The organism is Massilia rhizosphaerae, assembly GCF_016093545.1.
Classification (GTDB): domain Bacteria; phylum Pseudomonadota; class Gammaproteobacteria; order Burkholderiales; family Burkholderiaceae_D; genus Telluria; species Telluria rhizosphaerae.
Genome location: NZ_JADKYX010000007.1, coordinates 63,194 through 81,645 on the forward strand (window position 1 = coordinate 63,194; position 18,452 = coordinate 81,645).

At 68.8% G+C, this 18,452-nt stretch carries 12 protein-coding genes; 8 read left to right on the forward strand and 4 right to left on the reverse strand.

Going from position 1 to position 18,452, the window contains the following annotated elements:
- Window positions 1-238 precede the first annotated feature (238 nt).
- Window positions 239-1,768, forward strand: coding sequence for a methyl-accepting chemotaxis protein (locus tag ISF28_RS12535; RefSeq protein WP_370663425.1), 1,530 nt, complete (start codon window positions 239-241; stop codon window positions 1,766-1,768).
- Here ISF28_RS12535 and ISF28_RS12540 read toward each other — a convergent pair.
- Window positions 1,719-2,564 carry a glycosyltransferase family 2 protein gene (locus ISF28_RS12540; RefSeq protein ID WP_307727438.1) on the reverse strand — a complete coding sequence of 282 codons (846 nt, stop codon included), beginning with the start codon at window positions 2,562-2,564 and terminating at the stop codon, window positions 1,719-1,721. The two genes, ISF28_RS12535 and ISF28_RS12540, sit on opposite strands and share 50 nt — an antisense overlap.
- Before the next feature lie 45 nt (window positions 2,565-2,609).
- Between ISF28_RS12540 and ISF28_RS12545 the strand changes: the two genes are divergently transcribed.
- From ISF28_RS12545 to waaF, 3 genes are read left to right on the forward strand one after another with little or no spacing between them, the layout of a single operon-like run.
- Window positions 2,610-3,863: an O-antigen ligase family protein gene (locus ISF28_RS12545; RefSeq protein WP_198117520.1), complete on the forward strand. Its 1,254-nt coding sequence runs from the start codon at window positions 2,610-2,612 to the stop codon at window positions 3,861-3,863.
- Complete coding sequence (msbA, locus tag ISF28_RS12550) at window positions 3,856-5,586, forward strand: lipid A export permease/ATP-binding protein MsbA (protein ID WP_370663426.1); 1,731 nt, start codon at window positions 3,856-3,858, stop codon at window positions 5,584-5,586. The genes ISF28_RS12545 and msbA overlap by 8 nt, the downstream gene beginning before the upstream one ends.
- A 12-nt stretch (window positions 5,587-5,598) precedes the next feature.
- Window positions 5,599-6,675: a lipopolysaccharide heptosyltransferase II gene (waaF, locus tag ISF28_RS12555; protein WP_198117522.1), complete on the forward strand. Its 1,077-nt coding sequence runs from the start codon at window positions 5,599-5,601 to the stop codon at window positions 6,673-6,675.
- A gap of 46 nt (window positions 6,676-6,721) precedes the next feature.
- Here the strand turns inward: waaF and ISF28_RS12560 are convergent, their stop codons facing one another.
- Together ISF28_RS12560 and ISF28_RS12565 are read right to left on the reverse strand one after the other, a co-directional pair.
- Window positions 6,722-7,663: a DUF535 family protein gene (locus ISF28_RS12560; protein ID WP_198117523.1), complete on the reverse strand. Its 942-nt coding sequence runs from the start codon at window positions 7,661-7,663 to the stop codon at window positions 6,722-6,724.
- 214 nt (window positions 7,664-7,877) lie between these two features.
- Window positions 7,878-10,130: a family 1 glycosylhydrolase gene (locus ISF28_RS12565; protein ID WP_198117524.1), complete on the reverse strand. Its 2,253-nt coding sequence runs from the start codon at window positions 10,128-10,130 to the stop codon at window positions 7,878-7,880.
- Window positions 10,131-10,284: 154 nt separating this feature from the next.
- Here ISF28_RS12565 and ISF28_RS12570 point away from each other — a divergent pair, with 154 nt between their 5' ends.
- A complete protein-coding gene (locus ISF28_RS12570) occupies window positions 10,285-10,521 on the forward strand; it encodes a hypothetical protein (RefSeq protein WP_198117525.1) in 237 nt (78 codons plus the stop codon).
- On the opposite strand, the gene ISF28_RS12575 is transcribed toward ISF28_RS12570, so the two are convergent.
- On the reverse strand, window positions 10,522-12,030 hold the full coding sequence (locus tag ISF28_RS12575) for a class I adenylate-forming enzyme family protein (RefSeq protein WP_198117526.1): 1,509 nt from the start codon (window positions 12,028-12,030) through the stop codon (window positions 10,522-10,524).
- A gap of 137 nt (window positions 12,031-12,167) precedes the next feature.
- Between ISF28_RS12575 and ISF28_RS12580 the strand changes: the two genes are divergently transcribed.
- The 3 genes from ISF28_RS12580 (at window position 12,168) to fdhF (ending at window position 18,448) form a co-directional block, all read left to right on the forward strand.
- Window positions 12,168-13,844, forward strand: a complete 1,677-nt coding sequence (locus ISF28_RS12580) for an OFA family MFS transporter (protein WP_198117527.1) — start codon at window positions 12,168-12,170, stop codon at window positions 13,842-13,844.
- 93 nt (window positions 13,845-13,937) lie between these two features.
- Window positions 13,938-15,641: an NAD(P)H-dependent oxidoreductase subunit E gene (locus ISF28_RS12585; RefSeq protein WP_198117528.1), complete on the forward strand. Its 1,704-nt coding sequence runs from the start codon at window positions 13,938-13,940 to the stop codon at window positions 15,639-15,641.
- On the forward strand, window positions 15,638-18,448 hold the full coding sequence (gene fdhF, locus ISF28_RS12590) for a formate dehydrogenase subunit alpha (protein WP_198117529.1): 2,811 nt from the start codon (window positions 15,638-15,640) through the stop codon (window positions 18,446-18,448). The genes ISF28_RS12585 and fdhF overlap by 4 nt, the downstream gene beginning before the upstream one ends.
- Window positions 18,449-18,452: the final 4 nt, after the last annotated feature.

Genomic DNA, 18,452 nt, shown 5'->3' on the forward strand with positions numbered 1-18,452 from the left:
CAATTCGATAATGTGTTGTGCCGCCGCCGCGTTCGCACGGACGAGAGCGCTAACACTCACTGCAGTTGCAACGAAATGTTTGAGTTTACCGATATTCGTTGGTAAATATTGATCTACGGACACTTTCCGAGCTAGGTGCGCCCGGATAACGGCGCAGATCAACATGAAAATTACATTCCGCCAAAAATTATTCCTTCCGTTATTGCTCAGTCTGACCTGTCTTCTTGCCGTGTTTGCGGTGAATGCCCTGCAGAGCCGCACGCTGCGCCTCGAGGAGCGCAAGATCCAGCTGTCGAATGAGGGCGAGATCGCGGTGTCCATCGCCAAGGACTACGCGGCCCTCGCCGCCAACGGCACCCTGACGCTCGACGAGGCGAAAAAGCAGGCCATCGAACGTGTCCGGGCGCTGCGCTACGGCGCCAGCGGCTACTTCACCATCTATGACAACAAGACCGTGCTGATGCACCCGATCATACCGAAACTGATCGGTACCTCGATCGGCACGGTCGTCGACCCGGAAGGCCACAATCCCTACTTCGACGGCATGGCCGCGGCGCAGGGCGGCGACCGGGGTTTCATCCACTACCTGTGGCCCAAGCCGGGCTCGGAGCAGCCTCAGCCCAAGCTGACGTATATCCAGGCCTTTCGACCGTGGGGCTGGTATTTCATGAACGGCCTGTACATCGACGACCTGAACCAGGCCTTCCGCGCCCAGCTGGCCAGGGCCGCCATCTGGCTGGCCGTGATCGGTGTGCTGCTCACGGGGTTCGTGTGGCTCGTGGTGCGCAGCGTCGAGCGCTCGATCGGCGGTGACCCGGTCGACGCCGTCGCGGTGGCGCAGCGCATCGCGGCGGGCGACCTTGGCATGAGCGTCACCGTGCGCGCCGGGGACGACGCGAGCCTGATGGCCGCCATGAAGCGCATGCGCGACGCGCTGGCGGGCATCGTCGGCAACGTGCGCACGGGAACGGACCTGATCGCGACGGCGTCGCGCGAGATCGCCAGCGGTAACCTGGACCTGTCGAGCCGCACGGAACAACAGGCCAGTTCGCTGGAAGAGACGGCCGCGTCGATGGAGCAGCTGACGTCGACCGTGAAGAACAGCGCCGAGAGCGCGCGCGAAGCGAGCCGCCTGGCCGAGTCGGCCGCCGACGTGGCGGGCCGCGGCGGCGCCGTGGTCGCGCGCGTCGTCGATACGATGGCCGCCATCAACGCGTCGTCGAACCGGATCGTCGACATCATCGGCGTCATCGACGGCATCGCGTTCCAGACCAATATCCTTGCGCTGAACGCGGCCGTCGAAGCGGCCAGGGCGGGCGAGCAGGGCCGCGGCTTTGCCGTCGTGGCGAGCGAGGTGCGCAACCTGGCACAGCGGTCCGCCGCCGCGGCGAAGGAAATCAAGGCCCTGATCGGCGATTCCGTCGCGCGCGTGGACGACGGCGCCAAGCTGGTGGCGGAAGCGGGCGCGACGATGACGGACATCGTCGCCAGCGTGAACAAGGTCAGCGCGATGATCGGCGCGATCAGCCACGCCACGCGCGAGCAGGGCGAGGGCATCGAACACGTCAACCGGGCCATCGTCCACATGGACGAGGTGACCCAGCAGAACGCCTCGCTCGTCGAGGAAGCGGCGGCGGCGTCGGAAGCGATGCAGGAACAGGCCGCGAAGCTGGCCGAGGTCGTGGGCGTGTTCCGCGTGTCGTCCGCGCAGGCCGGCGCTACGCTGCCGGCCGCGCGTGTTCGCGCAACCCGATCGTTGCCTGCGTAACCTTGTTCGCGGCGCGTTCCAGGACGACCTTGCGGTTGCTCGTCTCCTGGTCGCGCTGCGCCTCGCGGTGCCACAGGTGGAATACCTCCGTCGCGAAGGCGCCGTCCTTGCGCTGCACGCCCGCATGGAACAGGCGCACGACGAGGTCGGAATCCTCGTGGCCCCAGCCCGTGAAGCTTTCGTCGAACCCGTTTACCCGCTCCAGATCGCTACGCCACACGGCCAGGTTGCAGCTTTTGATGCGGCGCCAGGAAAACTTGCGCGACGTGCGGCCCACGTCGGGCCAGCGCAGCCCCAGCGGCTGCAGGGTCTTGTTCAGGTCGCCGCGCAAGCGCCAGCCCAGGCGCGTCAGCGGCGACGTGGCGGCGAGATCGATCTGTTCTTCAAGCACGCGGCGCGTCAGCCCCTCCGACATCAGGATGCGGCTGCCCGATACGAGACAACCGGGCCGCGCCAGCGCGCGGTGGCGGGCGATGAAATCGCGCTGCGGGATGCAGTCGCCGTCCAGGAAAACGATGTATTGACCGGTGGCGGCCAGGGTGCCGCGGTTGCGGGCCATCGCGGCGCGAAAACCCTGGTCGGGTTGCCAAACGTGGCGCAGAAGCACCGGTGACGTTGCGGCCAGTCGCTCCACGCAGGCACGCGTGTTGGCAGTCGAGCCGTCATCAGCGATAATGATTTCGAAATTCTTGTCGTTCTGCATAAAACATGCCCGCACCACCGCCTCCAGCGCGTCTGGCCGGTTATAGGTGGTGATCACGACCGAGATTGTCTGTGCGCGCGTCATAAGGTCCATGTACACTGCCGTATTCAGGGGCAAGAGTATCCCACAAGAACATCGATGAACAGCAATCCGACGAACACGAGGGAGCCGATGCGGGTCTGGATCGGCGCCCTGGCCTTCCTGTTACCCTTTCTGAGCCTCGTCACCTCGTTCGGCGTGAATCTTGCGAGTTTTCTCTTCCTCGTCAGCGCTTTGATATTCTTCAAGCCGTGCCGTGATGCGCTCGTGCGCCACTGGCCGGAGGTGCGCTGGGTCGTGCTAGCCTTCCTGCTGCATTTCCTGTTCATGCTCGCCTGTGCGCTGCTGCGCGGCGACAAGATGAATGTGGTCGAAAAGCCCGTGCGTACGCTATTGTCCGTCACCGTGCTGGCCGCCGTGGCGGCAAGCCGTGCGCCGCGCCGGGCGCTGTGGTGGGGCGCGAGTGCCGGCGCGGTGGCGGCGCTGCCGTTCATCGCCTGGCAACGCTTCGCGCTGCACATCGAACGGCCGGGCGGATTCGTCAATTCGATCACGTTCGGCGACCTCGCCATGCTGCTGGCCCTGCTGGCGCTGGCCGGCGCGATCGACATGCGCGACCGCCCGCGCGACGCGCTGCTGGCCGGCGCCGGCGCGCTGGCGGGCCTTGCCGCGTCCGTGCTGTCCGGCACCCGCGGCGGGTGGGCGGCGCTGGTGCTGGCGGCGCTCGTGCTGGGGCGGCATCTGCGCCGGATCGACAGCCGCCGCGGACGTGCGCTGCTGGCGGCCGGCGTGGCCGTGCTGGCCGCGGCCTGGTTCACGCCGGCGCTGGGCGTGCAGGAACGCTTCGCCGAAGGCGTGCACGACGCCCGCGCCTGGTACGAGGGCGGCACGGTGTGGACCAATGTCGGCACCCGGCTGGAATTGTGGAAGGGCGCCGCCATGCTGATCCGCGAGCACCCGCTGTTGGGCATGGATTTCGATGCCTGCCGCGCGCGCCTGGCCGAGTTTGCGCAGGCCGGCCGGCTCGATCCGATGGTGCTCGAGCTGCCGCACCTGCATAATGACGGGTTGCAGGCGCTGGCGACGGGCGGCGTGATCGGTTTCGCCGTCTGGGCCGCCACGATGCTCGCGCCCTTGCGGTTTTTCCTGCGCCGGCTGGGGCGGGATGGCGGGGACGATGCGCGCGCGCCGCAGTTCGCGGTCGCGCTGGGCGGGGCGCTGGTGGTGCTCGGCTATATCGGCTTCGGCCTGACGGAAGTGATTTTCTGGTCTATGAAGGGCAGTCTGTTCTATGCGCTCATGGTGTTCCTGCTCATGGGCTTCTGCCTGAATGCGAAAGAAAAAATTGGATAACAGTGTCATCATCAAGCGCCTGTGGGCGATCCTGAAACCGTATCGCGGACGCGCGTTCCTGTCGCTGCTCGCGATGGGGTTGACGGCGTCCACCCAGCCGCTGCTGGCCAAGGGTTTGCAATTGCTGACGGACTACGGCTTCAAGCAGAAGGTCGCGTTCCCCATGTGGTGGATCCCGGCCGCGCTCGTGTCGCTGTTCGTGCTGCGCGGCATCGGCACGTTCGCCACCGCGTATTACAACAACTGGGTGCTTTCCCGGGTGACGAACGATTTGCGCGCCCAGGTGTTCGACCGGGTGCTGCGCCTGCCGGTGGCGCGCTTCCACGAAGAGTCGACCGGCAAGATCATCAACACCGTCGTCGGCGACGTGCGCCAGGTCGTGGACATGATCCAGTCCGTGTTCGTCGCCTTCGTGCGCGACGCCCTCGTCGTGATCGGGCTCGTGGGATCGCTGCTGTGGCTGAACTGGAAGCTGACCCTGGTGGCGCTCGTCGTCGTGCCGCTGACGGCCGTGATCGTGCGCAGCACCAGCCGCCGCCTGCGCCACCTGAACCGCGAGAACCAGCGCGTGACCGCCGAGATGACCCAGGTCGTCGAGGAGGCGGCGCGCGGCCACCAGGTGATCCGCGTGTTTTCCGGCGAGCGCTACGAGAGCCGCCGCTTCTTCGCGCGCAGCGAGGCGCTGCGCGGCTTCTCGCAACGCATGACGGTGGCGTTCGCCGCCACGACTCCCGTGACCCAGGTGGCCACCTCGGTGTCGCTGTCGGTGGTCGTCGTGCTGGCCCTGCAGGCCGACCTGACGGCCGGCCAGTTCTACCAGTTCGTCACGCTGATGCTGATGCTGCTCACGCCCCTGAAGGCCCTGGCCGAGGTGAACGGCCCGATGCAGCGCGGGATCGCGGCCGCCGAAACCGTGTTCGAATTGACCGACACGCCGCCCGAGCAGGACCCCGGCACGCGCATGCTCTCTCGTGCGCAAGGCCATATGCGGTTCGAGCACGTGAAGTTCCGCTACCCGAACGCGAACGCGCTCGCGCTGGACGACGTCTCGCTGGACGTGAAGCCGGGCCAGACCGTCGCGCTGGTCGGCATGTCGGGCGGCGGCAAGTCGACGTTCGTGAATCTCGTCACCCGTTTCTACGAGCCCGAATCGGGCCGCATCCTGCTGGACGGCGTCCCGTACCAGGACATCAAGATGGCGTCGCTGCGCGCCCAGCTGGCGCTCGTGAGCCAGAACGTCGTGCTGTTCGACGACACCTTGCGCGCCAACATCGCCTATGGCGTCGAGCACGTCGACGAGGCGCGCCTCGCGGCCGCCGTCCACGCCGCGCACCTGGACGACGTGGTGGCGCGCCTGCCGGACGGCGTCGACACGATGATCGGCGAGAACGGCATGCGCCTGTCGGGCGGCCAGCGCCAGCGCGTGGCCATCGCGCGCGCCATCTACAAGGACGCGCCGATCCTGATCCTGGACGAGGCCACGTCGGCGCTCGACAACGAATCGGAACGCGCCGTGCAGGCCGCCCTCGACACCCTGATGGCCGGCCGTACCACGTTCGTGATCGCGCACCGCCTGTCGACCATCGAAGGCGCCGACCTGATCGTCGTGATGGAACACGGCCGCATCGTCGAGCAGGGCACGCACGACGAATTGCTGGCCAGGGGCGGCATGTACGCCAACCTGTACCGCCTGCAGTTCTCCGCGCTGGCGGAAGCAACTTGAGCGGGACGCGACATGAGCGATAAGGCGCGCACCCTCGTCATTTCGCCGAACTGGATCGGCGACGCCGTGATGGCCCAGCCCCTTCTGCGCCTCCTCAAGCAGGCCCACCCTGAGCGCGCCATCGACGTGCTGGCGCCGCCGCAGGTGGTGCCCGTGTGGCGCCGCATCCAGGAGGCGGACGACATCCTGGTGACGCCGTTCCGCCACCGCGCCCTGCAGCTGGGCGAGCGCTGGCGCTATGCGCGCATCCTCAAGGAGCGCGGCTACAGCGACGCGTACGTGCTGCCGAACACGCTGAAATACGCGCTGATCCCGTGGCTGGCGCGCATTCCGCGCCGCGTGGGCTACAAGGGCGAGATGCGCTACGGGATGGTCAACGTCATGCACCACGACGAGCAGCCGCCCCGTTCGATGGTGCCGTTCTACGCGGCCCTCGCGCGCGAGCCCGAGGTGCCGCTGCCGGGAAAGTTGTCGCGCCCTTATCTCATCGTCGGCAGCGAAGAAACGGAACAGGTCGGCAAGCGCCTCGGCGTGGACCTGACGCGTCCCCTCGTCGCCTTCGCGCCGGGCGCGGAATTCGGCATCGCCAAGCGCTGGCCGCCCGCGCACTACGGCGCGCTGGCGGCCCGGGTGGTCGATGCCGTGGCGGGCGTGCAGGTGCTGCTGCTCGGCTCCCCGAACGACCGCGAAACCTGCGACCAGGTGCAGCGGCATGCCGGCGCGGCCGGTTCCGCGATGTTGAACCTGGCCGGCCAGACGTCGCTCGACGACGCCATCGCCCTGCTGGCGCAGGCGAGCGCCGTCGTCTCCAACGATTCCGGCCTGCTGCACATCGCGTCGGCGCTGAACCGCCCGGTGGTCGCGTTGTACGGGTCGACGGATCCGGATTACGCGCCGCCGCTGTCGGAAGTGGCGCGGACGGTGTCGCTGCGCCTGGAATGCTCGCCGTGCCGCAAGCGCGAGTGCCCGCTCGGGCACCACGATTGCATGAACAAGATGAGCGTGGAGCGGGTGTGGAGCGAGCTGGTGCCGATCCTGGTGCCGGTGCGCGATTACCGTAGGGTGGGCACTCCTGTGCCCACGCGGTGATACGCGACATTCAATGATTCGCGTCGGCGCCGGCGGACGTTGAGCGCTACCGGGCTCTCAGGCTCTCACATACATCATCTGCAAGCCGGCTCACGACTTCGTGCCGCTTGCGCGCCTCCGACCGCTTCTTCGACGGGATGCCGTCCAGATCCGGCGCCGGCACCAAGCAGCAATCGAGTTCCCAATCCCCGTCCGGGCGCTTGCGCGCGCCCAGCTCTTCCCACAACTGGTCGTAATCGGCCAGCACGCGGCCGTGACGGATCGCCTTGTAGATCACGCGGTTGCGGTTCGACACCATCAGCATCCGCGCGCAGCCGTATTCGTGGCCCAGCTGGCGCACGAGGGTCGCCATCAGTTGCTTGGGCCGGATGCCGTGCAGTTCGCGCGTGGCCGTGCGGATCGCGTCGCGCGCATCGACCGTCTTGCCGCCCTGGATGCAGCCGACGCTGACGGCGAGACTACCGTCGCGCGGCGCCACCGTGAACGCCACCGTGTACAACGCGCGGTCGGCCTGGGTCAGCTGCAGTACCAGCTCGCCCTCGCGGTCGAACATGTTCACGGTGCGCAGCTGGATCTGGTAGGGCAGGCCGCTTTTGCCGGCCGCCTCGGCCAGCACGACGGGACCGAGGCTGGCGCGCGCCAGTACCTGGCCCAAGCCGCGCCGGAACATGAAATCGTAATGCGCGCGGATCGCGTCCAGGCGCGCGTCTGCATCCAGCGTGTGGCTGATGTAGGGACGGTAGACCTTGTACAGGAAGCGCGGGCAGTTGCGCACGTATTCCGAGAACGCCGGATGCGAATTCAGCAGGTGCAGCCAGCGGGGCGTCTGGCGCGGATGCAGGAGGGCGCGCAGCCGGATCTTGGCGAACTCGCGCACCGACTTGAAACCCGCCAGGTGCGGCGGCACGGCCGAGCGCAGCGTGACGGACGGGGCGGCGGATGCGATCAGCCGCTCGCTCCAGCCGGTTTCTTCGCGGGTGAGTTTCATGACTATCGCCCGGCCGCGGCGAGGAGGAAAAGCGGACGGTCGCCTGCGTACTGGCGGGGGAAGTCGGACATGTCGGTCACACCACGGTTGCGTAAAGTAACGCTAAGTAACGTAGTGTAACTAAAGAAATTCCTCTGGTAAATACATGGCAACAGATTTAATGAAATGGTAATGAAGCCGCGCGCGGGGTGCGCGCGGCCGTGGCCGCGGCCATTCAGCTGGCGTAGTGCGCCGATTCCACGTTGTCCGCCCGTTGCGCCGCCAGCTCGCGCTCGCGCAGGTAGCGGGCCAGCGCATCCTCGAAGGAAGGCAGCAGCAGGCCCCGTTCGCTGCTCATGGCGCTGTTGCTCGGGCGCGGGGCGCGCAGGCCGAGTTCGGTGCTCGTCCGTTCTTCCAGCCGGCCGTCGTCGACGCCGGCCGCCGCGCAGGCCCGGCGCGCCAGCCCGGCCCAGCTCAGCGCGGCGCCGTTGGTCAGGTGCCACAGGCCGGATTCGCGGTCGATCAACAGGTCGAGGCAGGCGTTGACGAGATCCGGCACATAGGTCGGCGACACGACCTGGTCGGAGGCCGCCGCGAACGGCCGGCCCGCGTCGAGCGCGTCGAGGGCCTGCGTGACGAAGTTGTGCTCGTCCCACGGACCGAAGAAGGCGCTGGTGCGGATGACGAGGGCCTGCGGGTCGGCGTCGAGCACGCGCCGCTCCGCGTCGGCCTTGCTGCGGCCGTACACGCCCAGCGGCGCCGTCGGGTCCGATTCCACGTACGGGCGGTCCTGCGTGCCGTCGAACACGAGGTCGCTGGAGAACGTCATGAAGCGCAGCGCGTGGCGGATGGCGGCCAGCGCCAGCACGGTCGGGCCGTGGGCGTTCTCGCGCATGCAGCGGTCGACGTCGCCCTCGGCATCGTCCACGCGCACATAGCCGCCCGCGTTGATGATGGCCCACGGCTTGAAGCGCACGATCGCCGCCTCGACCGAGGCCGGATCGGCGATGTCCATCTCCTGGCGCGTGAGCACGTGGCAGGCGAGGTTGCGCCGCTCGCAGATGCGGGCGAAGGCGCGGCCCAGCGTGCCCGTCGCGCCCGTGATCAGGACAGGCTGCGGGAAGGTCGAGCGCAGGGCGCCCCGTTCGGCGATGTCGGCGACGGCCGTGCTCGTCGCGACGGGCTTCGCGAGGAAGCGGCCCGGCCGGCGCCACCAGCCCTGGCCCTGCAGCACCGGATGCGACAGCGGCCGGCCGCTCGCCAGTTCGCGCATCAGCGTGGCGACCGCCGTCGGACGGGGCTGCGGACCGCGCACGTCGAACGGGCCGGATTCGTAATAGCCGCGGCATTCGGTGACGAGGCAGTTCCAGTCGAACGAGCCGAGCAGGGCCCACACGGTCACGGCGCGGATGTCGGCGCCGCCCTGCCGCACTTTTTTCGCCGCGTTCCAGATCTCCACGAGCCACCGCAATTGATCTTCGCGGTTCGCGTCGATGTGCGCCTCGGTGACGGCGACGGGCAGGCCGTAGCGGTCCCACGTCTCCTGCAGCAGCGGGCCGATGCCCGGCGTCGGCGTGGCCAGCACGCGCGGGCATTCGATGTCCGCGTGCGGGATGCCGCGGTACTGCGTGCGGTGGGTTGCCGGATAGCGCTCGGCGCGATGGTCGAGCCAGCGCTCGCTCGTGATGTAGTAGTTGACGCCGATGATGTCCGGCGGGCAGGGATTGTCCTTGAACCACAGGAGTTCATCGGCGTCCGCCCCGTTTTCCAGCAGGTAGTCCCACAGCGCATGGCCGGGGTCGATTTTCCCGCACAACATGTCCCACGCCAGCCAGCGGCGTTCGTTGAAGAAATTCGCGATTTCCGCCATCTCCGGGGTGCCGTAGGTGCGCGACAAGTCGTCCGTCTGCACGAGCTTCGCGTTCGGATTCACGGCGCGGATCGCGCGCATGGCCAGCACGACGGCGCGGCACTGGTTGACGAGGGCGCGGATGAAGCCTTCCTCGCGCGTGTCGTGCGGATACCAGACGCCGTTGAGGCCGGAGAAGCGGGCCGTCGTGCACGGTTCGTTGACGGGCGTCCAGTACTCGACCCACGGATAGCGGCGCGCGACGGCGCCCGCGTACTCGGCCAGTTTGTCGGCGAAGTCGGGGGCGACGAGGCTCGTGTGACGCGGGCCGCTGCCGTGATGGATGAGGCCGACGATGGGCGTCACGCCCAGCTGCTGCAGGACGGGCAGGCGCTCGTCCGACCATGACCAGTCGGCCGATTCGATGCCGTCGGGCGCCGTCCGCTCCCACAGGACGGGGTAGCGGATGGCGCGGATGCCGAGCGACGCGAACCGCTCCAGGTCCTGAAGCCGTTCGGCATGGCCGTTGCGTTCCATTTGGGAGAAGTACTGATCGCGTACGCGGTTGACGGTGCATTCGAGGCCGCCCCACAGTTGGAGCGGAGAGCTTACTGGCTGGATATGGCTGTTGAAATTCATGTGCATTGTCCGGCTGTTGATCCAAGACGTAAGCCTAGACGGCGAGCCCGGCTTCTTGTGTTGGATAGCGAACATATGGACCGGATTTAGGACAAGTCCTACGTACTCTACTGACCAGCGGTATTCGTTATGATGTGGTCAGGAGGGATGAAACATGTACATGGTGTACTGGACGATCGAGGAGGCGGAAGGCCGGGTCCCGCACGCGCAGGCGTTCGATACCACCGCGATGGTGGAGGCGATGCGCTTCATGGAAGACCTGCGGCGGCGCCAGCGCGAAGGCGAGGGCGTGCGTTTCGTGACGATGTGTTCCGAGCATCCGGACGTGGTCGGGCATCCGGGCGTGGACGTGACGGGGCCGGATTACAACTGGAAGAAGCGGCGGCGGTAACTACAGCTGCGCGGCCATGCCCTGCAGCACGTGCTTGAGCACCTTCCCGTTCGGCGCGGCCGGCAGCGCATCCATCATCACGATCCGCGCCGGCCGCTTATAGGGCGCCAGCCGTGCCGTGGCCCACGCGCGCAGTTCGTCTTCCGGCGGCGCGCGGCGCGGATCGGGCTGGACGAAGGCGATCACTTCCTCGTTGCCGCCGGCCACCGCGCGGCCCACGACGGCCGACTGCGTCACACCCGGATGCGCGTTCAGCACCGTCTCCACTTCCAGCGGGAACACGTTGAAGCCCGACCGGATGATCAATTCCTTCGTGCGGCCGACGATGAATAAAGCGCCGTCCGCATCGCGCCGCGCCATGTCGCCCGTGTTCAGCCAGCCGCCGGGACGCAGCGCCGCGCTGGTTGCCTGCGGGTCGCGATAGTAGCCGCGCATCAGGTTCGGCCCGCGCACCCACAATTCGCCCGCCGTGCCATCCGCCACGTCGCGGCCGGTCTTGTCGACGACGCGCGCCTCGACGCCGGGAATCGTCTGACCGACGGACGTGTCGGCCCGCGGCGCGTCCAGGCGGGTCTGGCTGACGGTGGGGGCCGCCTCGGACAGTCCGTAGCCGTTGTGCAGCGGCACGCCCAGCAGGCGCTCGACGGCTATTTTCAATGCCGGGTCGAGCGGCGAGCCGCCCGCGTAGGCGAAGCGCAGGCGCGAGTCCAGCCGGGCGCCGTCGCCCACGTGTTCCAGCAGCCGCGCATACATCGCCGGTACGCCCTGCACGATGGACAAGCCGTCGGCGCGGATCGCGTGCAACATGCCCGCAGGCGTGAAGCGGGGCGCCAGGTGCAGGCAGGCGCCCGCGCTGAGCGTACCCAGCATCACGGACGTGAGGCCGTACACGTGCGAGATGGGCAGCACGCCCCAGGCCCGGTCGGCAGGCCCGAGGCCGCGCAGGCGGCTGGACACGGCGGCCACGAACAGCAGGCTGCGGTGGCTCAGCATCACGCCTTTCGGCTTGCCCGTGGTGCCCGTCGTGTAGACGAGCGCGGCGACGTCGCCGTCCTCTTCCGGCACGCAATCTTCGTTCAGCGGGCCGACCATCAGGCCGTCGTCGAACGACGCCCGCGCGCGTGCCGCGTGCGCCTCGGCTTCGGGCGACACGGCCGCCGTGTACAGCGCGATGCGGGCGCCGCAATGCGCGCGGATCGCGTCCAGCTCCGGCGCCGTCAGGCGCGGATTGACATTGACGATCCACGCGCCCAGCCGCGCGGCGGCGAAGATCAGCGCGACCTGGTCCGCGCAATTCTCGCTGGCCAGCAGCACGCGGTCGCCCTGCCGCACGCCGCGCGCGCGCAGCAGGTCGGCGCGGCGGTCGACGAGGGCGGCGAGGTCGCGGTACGTCAGCGTGCGGCCGGCGTCGACGAGGGCCGGCGCGTCCGGCGTGCGGGCGGCGCCCGTCGTCGGGATCGCGTCGATGCGCGCGGGCAGCGCGGCAAGCAGGGCAGGGATGTCGATCATGCCGCGATGATAACCGGGCGGGCGGGGCCCGCCAACCGCGGTAAATATTGGGCAATGCGACCACTCGTGTTACGCTCGCGGTGCAGTAAATGTTTCCAGAAGTATATGTTATGAAAAACGACATTCACGGAGGGGAAATGGCTTTACTGAATATGCTGGACAAGGAACACACCGTGGCGCAGCCGGGTTTCAATCGCTGGCTCGTGCCGCCCGCCGCGCTCGCGATCCACCTGTGCATCGGCATGGCCTACGGGTTCTCGGTGTTCTGGCTGCCGCTGTCGAAGGCGGTCGGCATCAAGGAGTCGGTCGCCTGCCCGGCCGGCATGGGCTTCCTGGCCGAGATCACGGCGACGGCCTGCGACTGGAAGATCTCGATGCTGGGCTGGATGTTCACGCTGTTCTTCGTGTTCCTGGGCCTGTCGACCGCGCTGTTCGGCGGCTGGCTCGAACATGCGGGACCGCGCAAGGCCGGCGTCGTGTCGGCCGTGTGCTGGTGCGGCGGCCTCGTGATCTCCGCGCTGGGCATTTATCTGCACCAGATCTGGCTGATGTGGCTCGGCTCGGGCGTCATCGGCGGCGTCGGCCTCGGGCTCGGCTACATCTCGCCCGTCTCCACCCTCATCAAATGGTTCCCCGACCGGCGCGGCATGGCGACCGGCATGGCCATCATGGGCTTCGGCGGCGGCGCGATGATCGGCGCGCCGCTGGCCGACCGCCTCATGAAGCACTTCGCCACCGCCACGTCGGTGGGCGTGTGGGAGACGTTCCTCGCCCTGGCCGCCATCTACTTCGTGTTCATGATGGGCGGCGCGCTGGCGTATCGCGTGCCCGCCCCGGGCTGGACGCCGGAAGGCTGGACCCCGCCGGCCGCCAAGGGCGCCAACGCGATGATCACCCACCGCCACGTGCACGTGAACCGCGTGTTGTCGGTCCCGCAGTTCTGGCTCGTGTGGCTGGTGCTGTTCCTGAACGTCTCGGCCGGCATCGGCATCCTGGCGATGGCGTCGCCGCTGCTGCAGGAAGTGTTCGGCGGCCGCCTGATCGGCGTGGCGGCCTCGTTCAACGAGCTGGACGCGGCGCAGAAGGCCCAGATCGCGACGATCGCGGCCGGTTTCACGGGGCTGCTCTCGCTGTTCAACATCGGCGGCCGTTTCGCGTGGGCGTCGTGCTCGGATTACATCGGGCGCAAGGCCACGTACTTCGTGTTCCTCGTGCTGGGCTTCGTGCTGTACGCGGCGATTCCCGCGCTGGCGCACGGCGGCCACCTGGCCCTGTTCGTCGTGTTCTTCTGCATCATCCTGTCGATGTACGGCGGCGGTTTCTCGACCGTGCCGGCCTATCTCGCGGACCTGTTCGGCACGCAGATGGTGGGCGCGATCCACGGCCGCCTGCTGACTGCGTGGGCCGCGGCCGGCGTCGTCGGCACCAGCCTGATCAACTACATCCGCGAATACCAGATCGCCCATGGCGTACCGAAGGCGCAGGCGTATGATACGGTGATGTACGTGCTGGCCGGCCTCCTGGTGCTGGGCTTCCTGTGCAACCTGCTGGTGGGCCCGGTGGCCGCGCGCCACTTCATGAGCGAGCAGGAGCTGGCCGAGGAAAGGCGCCTGGCGCACGAGCGCGATGGCGCGGCTGGGCGGCCGTCCACAAGCGCGCCCGGCGTCGCGGGCATTGCCGGCGGCGCGGCCGTGGCGGTGCCGGTGGCGGGCGCCAATCCGCTCGTCGCCGCGCTGGCCTGGGCCGTGGTCGGCGTGCCGTTGTTGATTGGCGTCTGGATCACCTTGCAGAAGGCTATCGTGTTGTTCAAGTGACGCGGTTGCATCGGGGTGCATGGTGGGCGCAGGGCGCCCACCTGTTCAACGGACGTGCGAACATCGATCATTCAACGTAAGACAGGCTTGACCATGAACCACCCCGTCATCCCCATCGCCGCGCACGGCCCGAGCCGCCAGCGCAAGCGCGAGGCACCCAAGGGCAGGCGCGTCGATCCGCAGGCCCTCGCCGAGGTCCAGGCCGCGCTGGGCGACAATCCGCGCCGGCGCGACCTCCTGATCGAGCACCTGCACCGGATCCAGGACCGCCACGGCTGCCTGTCCGCCGCCCACCTGGCCGCCCTCGCGCAGGAACTCAAGCTGGCGCAGTCCGAGGTCTACGAGGTGGCCACCTTCTACCACTACTTCGACGTGAGGCGCGACGGCGAGGATGCGCCGCCGGCGCTCACGGTGCGCGTGTGCGCCGGCCTGTCGTGCGAACTGGCCGGCGCGCGCGACCTGCTCGACCGCCTGCCGGCCATCCTCGGCACGGACGTCCGCGTGCTGGCCGCACCCTGCATCGGCCGCTGCGACACGGCCCCCGCGGCGCTTGTCGGGCAGCGGCCCGTCGCGCGCGCGGGCCTCGAGTCGGTGCTCGCCGCCGTGAGCGCCCGCGCGACGACCGACCGCCACGAGGACCACATCGATTACGACGCCTACCGCGACGGCGGCGGCTACCGCCTGCTGCGCGCCTGCACGGACGGGCGCTTCGACCCGGAAAGCGTGATCGTGACGATGATGGCCTCGAACCTGCGCGGCCTGGGCGGCGCGGGCTTCCCGGCCGGCCGCAAGTGGCGCATCGTGAAGAACGAGCCGGGCCCGCGCCTCATGGCCGTCAACATCGACGAAGGCGAGCCGGGCACGTTCAAGGACCGCCACTACCTGGAGCGCGATCCGCACCGCTTCCTGGAAGGCGCCCTCGTCGCCGCGTGGGCCGTCGGCATCGAGACGATCTACCTGTACCTGCGCGACGAATACCACGGCCTGCGCGCCATGCTGGCGGCGGAGCTGGACCGGCTGCGCGCCGATCCGCCCGTGCCCGACCTGCCGGAGATCGTCCTGCGGCGCGGCGCCGGCGCGTACATCTGCGGCGAAGAATCCGCGATGATCGAATCGATCGAGGGCAAGCGCGGCATGCCGCGCCTGCGCCCGCCGTACGTCGCGCAGGTCGGCCTGTTCGGCCGGCCCACGCTGGAACACAACCTGGAGACCTTGCACTGGGTGCGCGACATCCTGGAGCGGGGCGCGGAATGGTTCACGAACCAGGGCCGCCACGGCCGCCGCGGGCTGCGCTCGTTTTCCGTGTCGGGCCGCGTGCGCGAGCCGGGCGTGAAACTGGCGCCGGCCGGCATCACGATGCGGGAACTCCTCGACGAATACTGCGGCGGCATGCAGGACGGCCACGCGTTCTACGCCTATCTGCCGGGCGGCGCGTCGGGCGGCATCCTGCCCGCATCGATGGCCGACATCCCGCTCGATTTCGACACCCTGCAGCGCCATGGCTGCTTCATCGGTTCCGCCGCCGTCGTCGTGCTGTCCGACCGCGACAGCGCCCGCGCGGCCGCGCTGAACACCTTGCGCTTCTTCCGCGACGAATCCTGCGGCCAGTGCACGCCGTGCCGCGCCGGCACCGCGAAGGCCGTCGCGCTGATGGAGGGCGACACGTGGGACACGGCGCTGCTGGCCGAACTGTCGCAGGTGATGCGCGACGCGTCGATCTGCGGCCTGGGCCAGGCCGCGCCGAATCCGTTCGACTGCGTCGTGAAATATTTTCCGCACGAGCTGGAGGCGAAATGAACGCGAATGTGCCGACCGTGACGTTCGAGATCGACGGCCGCGAAGTGGCGGCCCAGCCTTTCGACACGCTGTTCGATGCCGCCGCGCGCGCCGGCATCGCCCTGCCGCACCTGTGCCACAAGGATGGCCTGGAGCCGGCCGGTAACTGCCGCGCGTGCGTCGTCGAAGTCGATGGCGAGCGTACCCTGGCGCCGTCGTGCTGCCGCCATCCGGCGCCCGGCATGAAGGTGCGCACGGACAGCGAGCGCGCCGTCGCCGCGCGCAGGATGGTGGTGGAACTGCTGCTGTCCGACTTGCCGGCCACGACGTACACGCGCGACGACGAGGTCGCGGAGTGGGCGCGCAGACTCGGCGTGGGCAAGCCGCGCTTTCCCGCCACGCGCACCGTGCCGCCGCCGGACACGAGCCATGCCGCGATCGAAGTCAACCTCGACGCCTGCATCCAGTGCACGCGCTGCGTGCGCGCCTGCCGCGACGAGCAGGTCAACGACGTGATCGGCCTCGCGGGCCGCGGCGAGAACGCGCGCATCGTGTTCGACCAGGGCGACCCGATGGGCGCCTCGACGTGCGTCGCGTGCGGCGAATGCGTGCAGGCCTGCCCGACGGGCGCGCTGGCGCCGGCGCGCGGCGCCGCACTCGTCGTGCCCGACAAGGAGGTCGATTCCGTCTGCCCGTATTGCGGCGTCGGCTGCCAGTTGACGTACCACGTGAAGGACAACCGCATCGTGCGCGTGGAAGGCCGCGACGGCCCCGCCAACCACGGCCGCCTGTGCGTGAAGGGCCGCTACGGCTACGATTACGCGCACCACCCGCAGCGTCTGACGACGCCGCTGATCCGCAGGGAAGGCATGCCGAAACGGGGCGACTTCACGATGGATCCGAGCCGCGTGCTGGACGTGTTCCGCGAGGCGACGTGGGAAGAAGCCCTGGCCGCGGCCGGCGGCGGCCTCGCGCGCATCCGCGATGCGCACGGCGGGCGCGCGCTGGCCGGCTTCGGTTCGGCCAAGGGCAGCAACGAGGAAGCGTACCTGTTCCAGAAGCTCGTGCGCACGGGCTTCGGCAGCAACAACGTCGACCACTGCACGCGGCTGTGCCACGCGTCGTCCGTCGCCGCGCTGCTGGAGGGGATCGGCTCGGGCGCCGTGTCGAACCCGGTGATGGACGTGACGCGCGCCGAGGTCGTGGTCGTCATCGGCGCCAACCCGACCGTCAACCACCCTGTTGCCGCCACGTGGATGAAGAACGCGGCGAGAACGGGCGTGAAACTCATCGTGATGGATCCGCGCCGCTCCGACCTCGCGCGCCACGCGCACCGCTTCCTGCAGTTCAAGCCGGACACGGACGTCGCGCTGCTCAACGCGATGATGCACACGATCGTCGAAGAAGGCCTGGTGGATCCGGCATTCGTCGCCGACCGCACGAGCGGCTACGACGCGCTGGCCGCCAACGTGGCGCACTACAGCCCCGAAGCGATGGCGCCCATCTGCGGCGTCGACGCCGATACGATCCGCTACGTGGCGCGGCTGTACGCCACGTCGAAAGGGTCGATGATCCTGTGGGGCATGGGCGTCTCGCAGCACGTGCACGGCACGGACAACGCGCGCTGCCTGATCGCGCTCGCGCTGATGACGGGCCAGATCGGCCGTCCCGGCACGGGCCTGCATCCGCTGCGCGGCCAGAACAACGTGCAGGGCGCGTCGGACGCGGGGCTCATTCCGATGATGTATCCGGACTACCGGCGCGTGGACGATCCGGCCGCGCAGGCGACCTTCGAGGCCGCGTGGGGGCGGCCGCTGGACGGCAAGCCGGGCCTCACCGTCGTCGAGATCATGGACGACATCCTCGCCGGGGGCGAGGACCGAATCCGGGGCATGTACATCATGGGCGAGAACCCGGCCATGTCCGACCCGGATGCGAACCATGCGCGTGAAGCGTTGGCCGCGCTGGAACACCTCGTCGTGCAGGACATCTTCCTCACCGAGACGGCGTACCTCGCCGACGTGATCCTGCCGGCGTCCGCCTTCGCCGAAAAGACGGGCAGCTTCACGAACACGGACCGCGTCGTGCAGCTGGGCCGCCAGGCGCTCGATCCGCCGGGCCAGGCGCGCCAGGACCTGTGGATCATCCAGCAGGTGGCGCGCCGCCTCGGCCTGCCGTGGGATTACGCCGGGCCGGCCGCCGTGTTCGACGAGATGCGGCACCTGATGCCCAGCATCGCCGGCATCACGTGGGACCGCCTGGAGCGCGACGGCGCCGTCACGTATCCGTGCCGCGCCGAGGGCGATCCGGGCGAGCCCGTCGTCTTCACCCGCGACTTCCCGCGCGAGGGCGGCCGCGCGCGCTTCGTCCCGGCCGACATCATCCCGGCCGACGAGCGTCCCGACACCGAGTATCCCGTCGTGCTGATCACGGGCCGCCAGCTCGAGCACTGGCACACGGGTAGCATGACGCGCCGCGCCGGCGTGCTCGACGCGCTCGAGCCGGACCCGGTCGCGCTCGTGCACCCGCTCGACCTGGAGGCGCTGGGGGGCCGGCCGGGCGACGTGATCACGATCGCGTCGCGCCGCGGCGAAGTGTCGCTGTACGCCCGGGCCGACGACGGCACGCCGCGCGGCGCCGTGTTCGTCCCGTTCTGCTATTACGAGGCGGCGATCAACCGGCTGACGAACGCGGCTCTCGACCCGTTCGGCAAGATCCCGGAATTCAAGTACTGCGCCGTGCGCGTGCGCCTGGGCGGGCAGGTCGCGCACCAGGGTTCCTACGGTGGCGGCCAGATTTTGGGAGACATGGCACAATTGCAAGTATGACATC